The organism is Pseudomonas sp. 13159349 (assembly GCF_013305685.1).
GTDB lineage: Bacteria > Pseudomonadota > Gammaproteobacteria > Pseudomonadales > Pseudomonadaceae > Aquipseudomonas > Aquipseudomonas asiatica.
The window spans coordinates 3,646,169-3,660,702 of the sequence record NZ_CP045553.1 but is presented as its reverse complement, the minus strand read 5'-3'; the positions used below and the strand labels follow the sequence as shown (position 1 = coordinate 3,660,702).

The 14,534-nt window shown below is 56.3% G+C and carries 9 protein-coding genes; all 9 read right to left on the bottom strand.

Going from position 1 to position 14,534, the window contains the following annotated elements:
• Window positions 1-603 precede the first annotated feature (603 nt).
• The gene (locus GEV38_RS16900; RefSeq protein ID WP_152976805.1) at window positions 604-1,068 is read right to left on the bottom strand and encodes a hypothetical protein; all 465 of its coding nucleotides are present in this window, start codon (window positions 1,066-1,068) and stop codon (window positions 604-606) included.
• A 180-nt stretch (window positions 1,069-1,248) separates the two neighbouring features.
• Window positions 1,249-1,503, bottom strand: coding sequence for a hypothetical protein (locus GEV38_RS16895; RefSeq protein ID WP_054572610.1), 255 nt, complete (start codon window positions 1,501-1,503; stop codon window positions 1,249-1,251).
• Window positions 1,504-2,248: 745 nt separating this feature from the next.
• The gene (locus tag GEV38_RS16890) at window positions 2,249-2,599 is read right to left on the bottom strand and encodes a hypothetical protein (RefSeq protein WP_054572611.1); all 351 of its coding nucleotides are present in this window, start codon (window positions 2,597-2,599) and stop codon (window positions 2,249-2,251) included.
• Window positions 2,600-2,796: 197 nt separating this feature from the next.
• A complete protein-coding gene (locus GEV38_RS16885) occupies window positions 2,797-3,450 on the bottom strand; it encodes a hypothetical protein (protein ID WP_139832811.1) in 654 nt (217 codons plus the stop codon).
• A 278-nt stretch (window positions 3,451-3,728) separates the two neighbouring features.
• A complete protein-coding gene (locus tag GEV38_RS16880) occupies window positions 3,729-4,190 on the bottom strand; it encodes a hypothetical protein (RefSeq protein WP_054572612.1) in 462 nt (153 codons plus the stop codon).
• A complete protein-coding gene (locus tag GEV38_RS16875; RefSeq protein ID WP_173895903.1) occupies window positions 4,187-8,836 on the bottom strand; it encodes an RHS repeat-associated core domain-containing protein in 4,650 nt (1,549 codons plus the stop codon). The genes GEV38_RS16880 and GEV38_RS16875 overlap by 4 nt, the downstream gene beginning before the upstream one ends.
• 4 nt (window positions 8,837-8,840) lie before the next feature.
• Window positions 8,841-11,576: a type VI secretion system Vgr family protein gene (locus GEV38_RS16870; RefSeq protein ID WP_054572613.1), complete on the bottom strand. Its 2,736-nt coding sequence runs from the start codon at window positions 11,574-11,576 to the stop codon at window positions 8,841-8,843.
• 242 nt (window positions 11,577-11,818) lie between these two features.
• Window positions 11,819-12,622: a type IVB secretion system protein IcmH/DotU gene (gene icmH, locus GEV38_RS16865; protein WP_025338729.1), complete on the bottom strand. Its 804-nt coding sequence runs from the start codon at window positions 12,620-12,622 to the stop codon at window positions 11,819-11,821.
• A 15-nt stretch (window positions 12,623-12,637) separates the two neighbouring features.
• Window positions 12,638-14,401: a type VI secretion system baseplate subunit TssF gene (gene tssF / locus GEV38_RS16860; RefSeq protein ID WP_173895900.1), complete on the bottom strand. Its 1,764-nt coding sequence runs from the start codon at window positions 14,399-14,401 to the stop codon at window positions 12,638-12,640.
• Window positions 14,402-14,534: the final 133 nt, after the last annotated feature.

Here is a 14,534-nt window from a genome sequence, read left to right as displayed (position 1 = left end):
AAATCGTTATGCTTCCACTTTCTTGGCGTAATGGTGGGCGCTGAAAAAGCGCAAAAAATAGTTCGTTTATGTACTCTTCTTTGTCATCTACGTCGTCTAAAGGTATTTCGTGCGGTATTAGATCTCGCCAGTAATTTTCGTAGCTCCGCGTAAAGATCACGTGCTCAAGGCAGTCTGAAATATTTTCTGCTGCAATTGGTCCGAATGTTTTCAATAGTGCGCTCATTAGGCGGAAGAGTCTGTATCTATCTTTCCTGTTGTTTATTTCGAATTTGCTAATATCTTCGTCTGTCATCGAGATTAGCGGGTAATATAGGTGGTGAATATAATTTATGTTTGCAATTTTCATTGGGATTTTTGGGTGAGTGTTAGTGGTCGGTTATTTTTACGAGCTATGACGGCTATTGAGAGCTCTTCACGATTGCTGTCGCCCGTGAGGTAATCTTAGGCGGTTACGCAATTAATATTTAGTATGGCGCTGTTGCTTCAGTGGAGTTCGCCTGGGTGACACCAGGTTTTATTGCATTCTGCTGATAAATATTTCTTTGAAAGCGTGCCGATTCTGTCAGTTTTGGTTTTTGATACAAGTTTAATCGAAGTGCGTCAAACCTCTTTTTTTATTATTGCTGGAAAGAGTTTGGCTTGCTTTAGTCTGCGGACTTCTTTTCTGTCTCCATGATTGCGGGCGAAAAGTATCATGGATTCTAATGCGATAAAGATTATATTTTCTATTGCCATGGCATCGTGGCTAGATGCAGCGGCATCAATTCCAGCTTGCGTAATGGGGCTATTGGGAACGTTTTCTGCTCTAAAGTCTACATGGATTGGGAGTTGAGTGGATTGGTTGTTGTAGGCTGAAAATGGAGAGCACACTAAATCACTGCTTGAAAGCAGGTCTATATAGCTTAGCCCGCCATTGATGTAAAAGCTGCAGGTGCCGGAAGCTTTTTGCAAATTGACTATTAAGTAAGCGTCGCCATGTCTCATGAAAAAGGTTTTGTCTCTCCCGCGAAGGCCAAACTTGGCGGCAACTCGCTGAAAGATTTTTTTTGTAGAATCTTTCTTCATGACTTATTTATGACCTCTCGGATGGTTCGCACGCCAGTTTCGGAATCCAATACGTCCAGAACTCCCTCAGTGCTTGAATGGCTCCTTGAACACCTTCGGTATCGACCTATGCAGCCATCATCCGTACTGCGCTCCAGCAGCGCTGGAGAAGGGCCGGCATGTCGCTCCTTAGTTGGTGTCTTAGCTGTTTTTAAATTTATTCTGATTAACCAGAATTATATCAACATGTTTTTTGTGTGAGAAGTTAGAGGATAGATCTTGAAGATGTATATGCTCAGCATCGTTTTCCTCCATTTCATAAGCTGCGGTTATCAAAAATACACCCAAGGTACGAATCATGGCTGGCGTTGTAAGTAATGAAATCTCATCGAGCCTCAAAGTTTCATCGCTACCGACTTCGGTGCCCCATGCTCTCATGTTGTTGAGCTTGATCATAGATTGAATCCTTTTTCTCCAAGAATATCTTTTGCAGTTCCTGTAAGCGCTGTCAGGTTTTTACATGACTTGTGGATCTGAGAATCGCATAAGAAGTGCTGATGCTCGCGGAGGTCGCGCTTTCCCTCTCCTTACCACCGGGCTGGCCGCCATGGCTTTTCACCAGTCGGCCGATAGTGTCGTTTGCTTAAAATATTCAAGATGGTTTTTAAAGAGCAAAATATGTCGGCATGGTTGTCGCTGGATAACTAATGAATATTGCTCGGTTGCATCGCCCTTGTTTTATGTTACCCCTGGTTTTCTTGCTTATCTATCCATTTGTTTGCATCGTTAGTTACACGATCTAAATCGGAAATCTTAATAATTAAGCATGGTTCTTCGGCTCCATCTATTTTATTATGAATTGTGGAGTAGCTTTTGACGGCTTCATGGATTACTACTCTCAGAATGTTCTGAGTGCTTGTGTTGCGAACGGAAAATATCGGGTTGGCCTCCATTAATCGTGTCCCGTCAACGCATGTGGTGTTGTAGTAAGGTGTGCGGTATTTGGCTGGGTTGATTCTTTTGGAGTAAAGGTGTTCATTGAACGCTGAAGTGAAAAATGACTCCAATTTTTGGTATGTGTCTGGGTTGCTAAGGTAATCTTTAAACATCATTTTTCCTTGCGGGTATGGTCGAAAATTATTTCAATGTCTGTGCATTTATGGTTATGGCGTAATATTTCGTTATTGTTTGCTGTTAATTTCTAGGGTTGTTTAGTCCAATTGTCTAGGAAGGCTATAAGTTCTGGGAGGTTTGATACCCCGCCGAATACTATGGTCTCGACTCCATGCTCGGTGTTTTTGTACGCTGTAGAAATTTCGTTTTCGTCCTCGTCTATGATAATTCTAATTATCTTTTTGCGTTTTGCATTTCTGGCTGAGAATATTGGGTTTGCATCACCAAAAGATTGTCCGTTGTTGTATGTGGTTCTGTAAAAAGGTGCGGTGTACTCTTCCTGGTTGTTGTATTCGCTAATGGTTTTTATAAATGCATCCAGAAATAACTGCTCGAGCGCCATGTAGGTGCTTGGATTGGTTAAGTAGTCGTCATGCATTATGTCTACTCCTCGAATGCGCTTCCAGTAATGTTCTCCATGTCAACGCGCTCGCCTGATAGCTGTCCAGTTCGTGCTCGTCGAACTTGAGGCTGAGCAGATCGCCGCTGCAATAGGTGAGCCAGCTGACCCGATGGCCATCAGAACGGGATGGTCGCGATACGCATAATGTAATGAAAATTGTGATCCCCCGTTCTTTATGTCGGTCTAATTCCATAGCATTTCTGAATTAATTCTGATCTGGCAATTATGACCGCGCCTCCCTCCGTGTCATCAAATTCACCTATGGGGGTAATTAGAAAAACTGACTCATTTTCTAAATGGTATAGTATTTTGTCGGGATGTTTTCTCGAGCCATAGCTCCATCCATCGTCAAGTATTTTCTCCACGACAGAATTGCTCTTTGATAATATGAGATGCGTTGAAGAGTGAGTTGAGATTAGTTTGGCGATGTGAAAGAAATTAGGATTTTCCAATTGTATGGCTCCAAAATACTGAATTTCATTCCCGTTCTTTAAGCTATACTCCTTGGTTCTTTGCCCTAGGGGGAGGGTGATCCCACCTTTATCCAGCCCGCCCCAAAGTCGATAGCGCTCGACAATTCTGCTAGATTTAACCATTCCGCCATTGCTTAATAGGAGCCAGCAAGTATATTCAGGTAAATAGGAAATTACTTGATGGTAGAGCTGGTCCATTGCGCTCGCGTGGCAGTTCAAAAGATTCGTTGATCTATATTCCACCAGTGCTGCAGATAAAGCAGTTCTGACTCGCGCAGGCTTGCTGCTGACATTGAATACGTCATTTTGTTCGTAGATATTTTTCGCTATCTCTATTTTGTTGTCAGTAATCATATGGATGGTGGGTTATCTTTGCTGTTTTCATTGGTTTTTGGGCGCGCTGTTAGGAGTTGGTTGCTTTTGCTAGTGCTAGAGAGGGACCTGCCTGCCGGTTCCTTTCGTTGTAGTGTAGCCTCGTCTCCATATTAAAATGCTGCCAAAAAAGTAGTAGATTGCGAGTTCTACTCACTTGGCCTCGTCGCGCCGTGTATCCTCCGCTAAGTAATTCCCGCCTAAGACAATCTCCCCATATTCGTCCTCACCCCCCGCCATCCGGACCCTGTTGCTCTGCTTTAGCGCCATTTAATTAAGTATTCATAGTAGGGAGGGTAGTGGTTGTGAATGTAATCTATTGATGCAAATGTAGAGAGGTCTGCAGAAATAAATCTAATTTCATCGCTTTCGTTTTCGTCAAAATTGAAATTTTTATTTAATTCGCAGTTATCCTTTGCAAGTATTGCTCCGCAATATCTCCAGTCATCATCAATTAGTATGTGGTATTCCTTTTGTTTTAATTTGTTTTCGATGTAATTAAAGAAATCTGCGGTGGATGGAAAGGCTGCACTGGTGAACGAAGACCAGTGTGCTGCCCCGATTGTTTGGATTAGTTTATCGGTTTCTTGTAGGTTAAGTTGTGTGGCGCAATTTTTTGCGTTTGAAATCAAATTCTCTTTTTTTGACTCAAATTTGTTCAGGCGCTTATTTCCCTGTGCTTTTCGGTAAAGTAATTCTTTTTTATAGTGGTCGGCTTTCATTGGCAGCACTCCTTTTCATAAAATGCTTTGCCTTTTCCATTTTGAATTTGCGGGCGTGAGTGTTTGCTCATTCTTGGGTTGCCTTGATCATCAAGTTTAACCGTTCCTGCCTCCCAGTGAGGCTTATCTGGGTGGCTTAGATCCATTGTTTGTTGCTGTACCGATGCCAATCCCTTTCCTCCTCCAGCTTGGGATGTTTCAAAGCGATATTCAAATCCTGACTGGTTTCTCGATTGGCTGACAGGTTGCTGGCTCGTCGGTAAATGTATTTGTCTCATGGCTTCACGTCGCGCTCCTCGGGATGTAGCAAAGGGATTTTTTTCACTGCCTAAAGCAGGTGTTTTTTTTACTAACCCTAGCGGATCTGTAAATTCAATTGGATTCGGAGCAAAGGCATAGAAATTGATCCCACCCCAGAAACCAATTGGGTCCTTACCTATGAACCGCCCGACCTGCGGGTCATAGTACCGATGTCGGTTATAATGCAGCCCCGTCTCAACATCCCAATACTGCCCCTGAAAGCGTAGCGGATTACGAATCTCCGCCCACTTCGCCCCGTCACTCCGCTGCTCCTCCGCCAAACCCCAGGCCTTGTACCTCCCGCTCCAGGCAATCTCCCCATCTTCACCGGTCAACTCCATCGGCGTCCCTAGCTGATCGCACTGGTACCAAGCCATTGCATCAAACGCTTTCGGCATCGGCTTATGCAGCCACACCGGATCCTTGTCGATGTCATACGGGAACACATACACCGGCTGGCGCAACAACTCGACGACATGGTTGGACACCGCCTGTGCCACCGGCACAAAGGTCCCGGGCTCGAAAACATAGTGAGTGGTGTGGCCTTTGCCTTCCCGGTCCCGGCACTCGAATGCCAGCGTGTCGCCTTCCCACACATACCAGGTGTACCCACAACCCAACTCTTCATCCCGCTGCCGCCGGGCATTCTGGTTCCACACCGGGCCGGCCTGTGGTCGGTCGCGGTACTTGGAGCGTGAGTGCTTGTACAACCGCCGCCCGAGCGCGTCGTAGGCATAGGTGACAATCAGTCGGTCATCCTCGTACCGCCGCAGGCGGTTGTAGAGGTCCCAGTCAAAGTGGCCTTTCGTGCTGCCCGTGGTGCGCTCCGCCAGGTTGCCGCGTTCGTCATAGCGGTACTGCGTGCCGCAGTAGCTGCGCAGTACGTTGTCGTTGATCCGGCGGGGTGAGTGTGGGTTGGGGCCGGGCGGGGCTTGTGGGTCGAGCAGGTTGCTCGCCGGGTCGAAGGCGAAGAGCTCTTTCTTGTAGAAATCGCCCGCTTCCAGCAGGCGGCCGACCGGGTCGTAGCGGTAATAGGTGTCACCACGGTTCAGGTCATCCACGCGGGTGAGCTGGCCGCTGAGGTCGTATTGATAGTCGCGCACCGCGATGCGCCGGGTGGCGCCGCGTCGGGCCAGGGTCTGCTGCTGCAACTGGCCATTCGGGGTCCAGGTCTGGCGTTGAACCAGGCCGTTGCCTTGCTCGCGGCCAATTTCCCGATGCAGGTCGTCGCGCTGGTAGCTGAGCAGTTCGTGCTCGTCGAGCTTGAGGCTGAGCAGGTGGCCGCTGCCATAGGTGAGCCAGCTGACCCGATGGCCATCAGGGCGGGTGGTCGCGATACGCAGGTTGAGGGCGTCGTACTCATGCTTGAAGACAGCGACCTTCGCTTCCTTCATGTACTTGAAGTGCTGGTGCTCGCGGGTGTTGTTGCCCGCCAGGTCGTAGAACCACTGCAGCTTGCAGGCCTTGTTCTCGGCAAGTAGCAGGTTGCCGTTGCCGTCGTAGGCGAAGGTTTCGCTTTCCCACTCCTTGCCACCGCGCTGGCCGGCATGGCTTTTCACCAGGCGGCCCATGGCGTCGTATTCGAAGCGGGTGATGCGGTCGCCATCGATGCGGCGGGTGGGCTGGTTGCTGCTTTGATCGTAGAGGTAATCGGTGACCTGCTTGTCGAAGCCGGTCTCCATGATCAATCGCCCGGCCGGGTCGTACTTGAAGCTGGCCTCGCTGTTGTTCTCGTTGCGCAACCGCAGTAACTGGCCGAGCTTGTTCCAGTGGTAGGTGAGGGTGCTGTCGTCGGGGTTGTGGCGTTGGTGAATCAGGCCGGCCTCGTTGTAGGCCCAGGCGGTACGACGGTTCAACGCGTCGGTATAGCTGAGCAGGCGGCCTTCGGCATCGTGTTCGAAGCGGTCCTGGGTCTTGTCGGGGTATACCAGGCGGGCCAGCTGACCGGCCTGGTAGTGATATTCGGTGGTTTCCCCCGCTGCGTTGATCGCTTTGCTCAGTTGCCCGAGCCCGTCGTACTTCCACAGCGTGGTCTTGCCCGAGCAGTCGGTGTAGCTGGCCAGCTGGCCGTCGCGGGTGTAGCCGAGCTTCTTCTCGCCACCGTTGGCGTCGATGATGGCGATGGGCAGGTTATCGCTGTTGTAGGTGTACTGGGTCTTGTTCTCCAGCGGGTCGAGCGTTTCGATGATGTTGCCGCGCTGGTCGTAGTCGTACTTCCACAGGCCGCCCTCGGCGTCGCGGGTCTTGAAGCGCTGGTCGAGGTCGTCGTAGGCGTGGTGCACCGCGGAGCCATCGGGGCGGGTGTGCTGCAGCAAGTTGCTGCGCTCGTCGTAGACATAGCGGTCGATACTGCCGTCGGTATGCACATGCTGGATGACGTTCTTGCCATCGTCGCGGAACAGCCACTCTTCGTTGCCGTCCGGGTAGATGATGCGGTAGGTGTAGCCGAGGTAGTCGTAGTAGTGGCGGGTTTCCTGGCCAAGCGCATCTGTGACGGTGGTCAGGCGGATATGCTTGTTCCATTTCAGGCGCGTGTCGAAACTGCCGTCATCCGCCCATTCGCGCACGGCTTTCGCGTCCGGGCCTTCGCCCTGCCATTCAAGGCTGGTGCCCCGCCCGGTGCGGTCGGTGTAGCGCGTGACCAGGTGGTGCTGGTACTGGTAGGTCCACTGCGCCCCATGTTCATCGCGTGCCGCGCGAAGGTCGCCCTGGTCGTCATGGTCGTAGCTGGCCAGCTGTCGCGTTTGCCGGCCGTCCTGCATCAGCCAGAGTGCCTGTATACGCCCTTGCTCATCGAGCTGGGTATGCACATGCTGGTGCTGGTCTTCATCCTGGTAGGTGACCAGGTCGGAGAGCACTGCCTTGCCGGCGTGCTGGTGCTCGTAATGCAACGCGATGCGCGCGCCGCCGCGCTGGATGATGCCGACCAGGCGGAAGTGATCGCCGACGCGCTGGTAGTGTTCCTGGCGCTGGTGGCCGTGGGCCAGGCTCAGGTGGTTGTCGTCGACCCGGATGAGTACCGTCTTCTCTACCGGGTCGTAATGGGGCTTGCCAACCTTGGGCAGGGCGTAGCTGTGGGTGCGGCCATCGTCGGCGTGGTACAGCACACCCTCGTCAACCACATCGAAGCGCATCGAGAATGGCGTGATCCAGCGGGCACCGAACTCGCTGTCATCGTAGGCGTCCAGGCTGGAACGGTAGGTGCGTGCCCAGGCGACAGGAAACACGCCCGGCAGGTTGAAGTCGACATGCACCAGGGTTTCGGTACCGCGTGCATAGCTGATGCTCTTGCTGGTGCCGGGGCAGGTGCCGTTCAGGTCGCAGCGTGGGTCGTTTTTAGGGCGGGCCTCGTTGCGGGTGGCTTCCACGCGGCTTTCGGTGCCCTTGTCCTTTGCCACACCCGAGCCGTGCGCCGGGGTATTGGCCGACACCCGGCGCGCGGGTTTGCGCTTGCGCAGGCCTGCGTTGAGCTGGGCGAGGAGCCAGGCAATGCTGTTTTGCGTGGCGGGGTCGGCCAGGGCGGTCAGCATCTGCCGGATCAGCTGGGCCAGGCCCCTGAGCACATTGGTGTGTGGCTGGACGAGCTTCAGGACCCAGCCAGTGTTGCTCGCTGCAGCTTTGTACCCCTCGGTCGCGCCGTACTGAACCGCACCAGCGGTGGCGCTGATGACCGCTTCGGCCCGGGTCAGCAGGTCCCAGAGGGACGGCTCTTCGATGGGGGCGTAGATTGCCTGGGCGCTGTTGATGATCGCCTTGCGCTGCTGGGTGGTGTCGATCTCGCCCTTGGCGATGCGCTCGATGGCATCCGCCAGGCTGTTGAGTGTCTGGAAGCCGGTGTTGGCGGCATTGTTCAAGATGCCAGGCAGTTCGGTTTCGGCGCGCTCGACGAAGGTTTCGATTTCGCCCATCAGCGTGGCACTGAGGTGGCCGACCATGATGTTCATGACGGCTTGGGCGAAGTCACCTTTGTTTTTCTTCAGTTGCTGTCGGGCCAGGAACAGCACCGGGCGCAACGTCATCCGTGCGGCGGCCATGGTCGGCGGGACGGGTACTACGCCGATCAGGTTGATGCCCAGGCTGACCCAGTCCAGCGGGTCATTCGAGCCGGTCTTGGCCAGATGGATGATGTCGCCCAAGGCGTCGAACAAGGCGACGATGTTGCCCACCACCGGCACTGCACCGGCCCAGGCCTTGACGGTGGCCAGGTCGATGGTGTTGCCGCTGAGTTCCAGCAGCCAGGCGTTTACCGTGGCTTCACCCTGGCCGATATCCTGGGCGACCAGGTTGTTCAACGGGACCAGTGCGATTTCGCGTTCTTCGATTTCTTTCTTTTCTTGTGGGGTCATCGTTTCAATTCCCTTCCCGGACGAGTGAGGTAGCCAAGGCACTGGCAGTGCCGAGCCGGGAAGGGGGAGGTGCCGAGGGGGCGATGGCGTCGAGCGGGGCCTTGAACGCTTGTGCCGCATGCTTCGCGAGGTTTTCGGTGCCCTGCAGGGCGGCAGGTAGCGTCAGCGCTGCAGCCGGGCCTGAAAAGTCCTTTCTCAGGTTGCCGAAGTAGCTGCCGGCTACCCATGGGTCGGCTGGGTCTTTCTCGAAATCAACGGCTGTGGGGCCCGGGCTTACAGCTGCTACCGCCGCAAATCCTTGTTCGTCCAGCGTGCCTTTGAGCACCTGGCCCAGCGCGTCCTCTACCTGGTACCCGGAGCCTTTCAAGGGGCGGTTGTTGGCGTAGTTGCGGAATAGGTCGAGGTTGCCTTTGTCGGTTTTGGGCGCGTCCGGGAACGTGGCCGTCTGGCTTTGTGCACTTTTGTAGAAGAAGCCGGTCGCGTGCGCGGTGTACTGGCCAGCGGTGGCATGCAGAATCCCGCCTGCGTTGTAGGTGCTGCTGCTACCGCCCCCCTGGATGACCAATTCCTCCTTGGCGCTGATGGTGATGCGTTCGGCGGTGACGCTGACCTTGAGCTTGGCCAGCAGGTTGATGTTGTCCTTGAGCGCCTTCAGGTCGATGTCGCCGGTGGCCGCGACCAGTCGCCAGCCCATGCTCTGGACGAACTGGCGTACCCCTCGGCTGGCACTGATCAGCAGGCGCTTGCCGATGGCCAGGCTGGTGTGGCCACCCGTGCTCAGGCCCAGATGTTCGCCGCTAGCGATGTGGGTGGATTCCGGGGTGGTGGTCGCAATGCCGGTCGGGCTGGCGAGCACCAGCTGCGGGTCGGCCAGTTCCGGAAACCGGTTGGCTTCAGGGTTGCCGCCGTAGCCGCAGATGGCGTCGTGCTGTGCCTTGAGCGCTTCACCGACCTCATCCTGATCGCCACCTTCCTGGGCCAGGTGGTCGCGGGCGACCCTGGCGAAGGTGGTGTGGTACTGCTGTGCGGTCTGCAGGCGTTCGGCGGTTTCGGCCAGGTCGGTGTGGTGCTGGACGGCGCGGGCGCGCAGCTCGGTGGTCAGCAGCAGGCCGCCGCCTGCGCGGATCACCCCGTGGGTATCGGTGCGCAGCTCGAAACCTTGCCCACGGGGCTGGCCACCGAAGTGACGCGGATGGGTCAGGTAACCCAGGTGCAGCGCGGTGTGGTCGTGGTCACTCATCAGCGCCGCGCTGATCTGCCCGGTGGTGTCGTCCAGGCGTAGTTCGTTATGCCGCTTGCCGTGGTGCTCCTTGCTGCGGATCGGGCTCAACGCCTTGAACTCGGGCAGGCGATACGGCGGGCGGTTGACGATGTGGTAGCTACGCCCGGTGATCATCGGTTGGTCAGGGTCGCCATCGAGGAAACTGACCACCACTTCCTGGCCAATGCGGGGTATGGCCATATGGCCCCAGGTGGCACCGGCCCAGGCCTGGGTCACCCGCACCCAGCACGAGCTCTTGTCGTCATCCTGGCCCAGGCGGTCCCAGGGGAACTGCACGCGCACGCGGCCGTGCTCGTCGCAGTAGATTTCCTCGCCGGGCGGGCCGACCACCTTGGCCATCTGCGGGCCGTCGATCACGGGCTTGGGGCACGCAGGGGCATGCCATTCGACCCGGGCTGGAATCAAGGTGGCGGTGAAGGTGTAGGAGGTACCGACTTCGGCTTCGGCAGCATCCTCTTCCAGCGCTGTGAACTGCTGCCCCTTGTGCGTGATCTGCATCGGCCGCCAGAGGATGTTCAGGTCCTCACGGGCATGGCCGGCCAGCTGGAAGGCAATGCCCGGCTGCAGGCGCGCGTCGTCGCCTTTGACCTGGGCCACCCGGGCATCGCCGAACAAGGCGTTGACGCGGGTCTGGGTAAACGGCTTGCCGGCGTTGTCGTGCTTGTAGCGGCCGGGGTAGTCGTAGCGCTCGTACTCGTTGCCCTGGTTGCCCATGTCCCTGGGGTACAGGGTGTGTTCCAGGTTGTAGCGCGGGTGGGTGAAGGTGTAGTCGCGCTGGACCTGGATACTGGTGCGTACCTGCTCGCGATAGCGGAAGTCATGCAGGCAGGGCTGGCGCGCCGTGCCACCCCGGTTGGCCACGTACAGCACCGGGTCGCCTTCCAGGCTGCCGAACTGGCTGATCTGGTCCGCCTGGATGACGCCATGGCTGCCTTGGCTGTGCTCGAAGACCGAGATCAGGCCTTCTTCTGCCGATAGCCGCCAGAAGAAATTCAGGTCCAGATCACCGGCCTGTACGCAGAACTCACGCGTCTGGTGCGGGTTGACCAGGTGCTGGGTCAACGCTCCCCACCGGCGCTCGCGGAACAGTTCCTCGAGCAACTGCGGCACGGGGCGGTGCTGGAAGATGCGCCAGTCCGACTGCAGGCCGGCGCGGGCCAGCTGCGGTTCGACAATGGCGCGGTAGCGGGTGCGGCGATGGCCGGTCTTGCCCTGTTCGAAGCTGCTGATCAGGCCATGCACGTGACGCACCGGTTGCTCCTGCTGCCAGATGGTCAGCAGCGCGGGGTGGTCGAGCAGAGTGGCGAAGTCGGCATCGTCGGCAAAACTCACCAGTTCGACTTCCAGGCGATACAACTGGCTGACGCCTTCGGTCAGCTCGAATGACACGACATCAAACTGAATGGCTTCGTCGGCTGGGGTACTGAAGGTAAAGCGCACATCATTCAGGTTGCTCATGCGTACTCCTGCGGTTCGTCCCATCGGGCAGGTTCATGAAACCGGACGCGTCCTATGACGCGAGGCATTAGTTGTGCTCACGACCGTAATGAGGAATCCGTTCCTGGTCGTGAAAGTTGCTTCCTAAAAATTTGTAGGAAGTTTCGCTAAATGCAGGATCTATCTTGTTTCGGGCAAAGTTTTACTTGCTGCGCCCATCGGCACAGTGACTGTTGCGTCATGTCAGTTCGAGGTTGTCGAGTTCATGGCTGCAGCATCGCCTGCAGTGATGCCAGTACTTGTTGGGTAATGCCGTCAAGTTTGGTGGCGAAGTAGAAATACAGGCCTGTGCAGAACACGCCCATTACGGCCCAGGGCGTCCACCAGGGCAGTTGGCGGTTCATGCGGTAATGCCGGGGCGCGACATTGGCCAGCGGGTCGGTCAGCGGTTGCGATTCGGCTTCGGGGCCATGCAGTTCAACGATCCGGTCATGGACCCGCTTGAGCCAGGCGGCCAGTTGCTCATCGCCATTGGTCTGGTTGGCGTACTTGCCGCGGTAGCCCAGTGCCAGGCACCAGAACAGGAACACAAACAGGTCGTAGCGCTGTTCGGGGGCGTCCAGCAAGCGTTCGAGCACACTGAAGAATTTCTCGCCGCCCCAGGTTTCCTGATGGATGGCGCTGAGCAAGGACTGGGCCTTCCAGGACGAGTCGCGCCCCCAGGAGGTGGTCATCACGGCTTCATCGACCACGCAACACAAGCAGTAGGAAAACACCACGCGGTCGCCTTCGTCGCAGTGTTCAAGCTGGCGTACCTGCTCGACCATGCCGTGGATCATGTTCTTGACGTGGGCATGCAACTGCTCGACGTGGTCATAGTGTTCGGTGCCTTCCAGGCGAATGACCAGGCCGAACAGGGGAGAGGCGATGTCGAAGAGCGGGAATGTGGTGTTCGAGCGGGTGTCGAACCCCAGCGCGTCGACATGAGGGAACAGTTCGCTGAGCGGGGGAGCGGCGCGGGCGTCTACCCGGGTGTTCTCGAAGTCTTTCTCGGGCGCGTTGTTCATGAGCGGACCTCCTGGTCACATCACCGGCTGCCGCCCGGTCCGGGCGGGCCATAGCTGGCGGGTTGCGTTGGCGGTGTTGATGATCTGCAGTTGATGGAATGAGTTGCTGTTGGCGTACAACGTCATGAAGTGGGACAGCACGTTGCCAAACAGCTGCACCTCACCCTCGCATTCGAAGCCGGCAGGGTCGATGTGCAGGGTGGTGCGCATGCCCCGAACCGGCACGCCCTTGACCAGCCAATCGCAGGGCTCGTTGTCCACCTGTCTGATGGCGTCGAGGCGCTGGGTGGTATTGCGCTCCTGCTGCAGGTCATGGGCGGCGACAAAGTCGTAAACCCGCAGTACCGCGGCAAGGGTTGCAGGAGAAGACAGCGACAGGTTGTTCAGCGCAAGGTTGGAGACCAGCGCCCAGTGGCGCTCACCTTGGCCACCGCTCTGCAGCATCGGCGGGTAGCTGCGGGTGGGGCGGGTGAGGTTGCGATAGGTGACGAACGAGGGGGTGTCCTGGGTGGTCACATCGACCTCGCCAACCCTGAGCTGCTGCGCAAGGGGCCCGTTGCTGCAGGTAAGGTCGATGTTCAGTTCTTCGTGCAGGCCAAGGTAGGGCGCAAGGTTGTGATGCACCAGGCTAATCCTGTGTTGCACCTTGTCATTGACGGGTTCCTGCTCGATGTCCAGCTTGTAGTAGCGGGCGGGCGTCGGCTCGGCCAACGGGAAGTCGCGGTCCAGGGCCTCGAAGGGTTTGAAGTCCTGTACGTGATCGCTGGATTTCTGGCGTTGGCTGCTGACCCGATCAATGCTGAAAATTTCACCTTTCTTGCCGCCCTGGCGCCCCATTCGCACGGTTTCACACAGCGCCTGGCCATTCAACGGGATGGGCTCTGCCGTACAACTGAACAGGTTGATGGCAGGGATGCAGTTGAGCAGGATCGTTGTCTGGTCGATCTGTATGTCGGGCGGGAGGGGCGCACTGAAACCGAACTCCAGCTGGATATGAACGGCGGCCTCGTCAGGCCAGTAGCTGCCTAGCCCGTCGATGCGAAACCCATGAAAGCGCTCCGGGAAGCAGAAGAATTCGTGCAGGATGCGGTAGCCATCCATCTGCTCGCCGGGGCTGGGCAGCAGCGCTTCATTTGCCTCGAAACCGACGAAGGCCACTGAGGGGGGGAGCGCAAAGCGGTGCTGGCCGATATGCAGATCAAGCTTGTTCAGGTGCCGCGCCAGCCACTGGTAGAGGGTGAGCGCATTGCGTTTACTGCCAGCCAGATGAAACCGCAGCTGGTCGCACTTCATCTGCCGCAGCGGCTGCTCGGACAAGGCGCCCAGGTCGATGCGCACTACCGGTGCTTCGGCACTGGGTTGCGTGGTGATGCTGCGAATTTCCAGCGGCGCGATAGCCAGGTCCACGCAGGTGCGGAACTCGCAGCTCACGCCGTCAACGGCTCGGGAGAACACAGGGGTGCCCTTGGGCAGCACCTGGGTTTCGCTCAGCGCGTGGTCGACAGGCTGGAACTGCATCAGTGTCATGCTCGGCAGCGGGCGCAGAAAATTGTGGTAGAGCAGCTGCAGCAACGGGTGGGTCAGCTCGGGCAGATGGTCTTCGATCTTCATGACCAGGCGAGCGGTCAGGAAGGCGAAGTGTTCCATCAGGTACTCGCTGGCCGGGTCCGAGGCGGTGCGACCGAGGACAGGCGCCAGACGCGGGTCGTCCTCGACAAAGTCGTCACCCAATTCCCGTAGGGTCTGCTGCTCCTGCATGAACCAGTCTTTGAACTTCATGTTTATCGCGTTGGACGCTCTATCTGGTGGCATGTGCCGGGGTTGATGAAAAGTGTGCATGGCTTATTTGTAGGAAAGTTCCCACAAGTTGATGGGTTTTTAACTTTCCTGGAGCAAGTGCTTTTTTATTTAA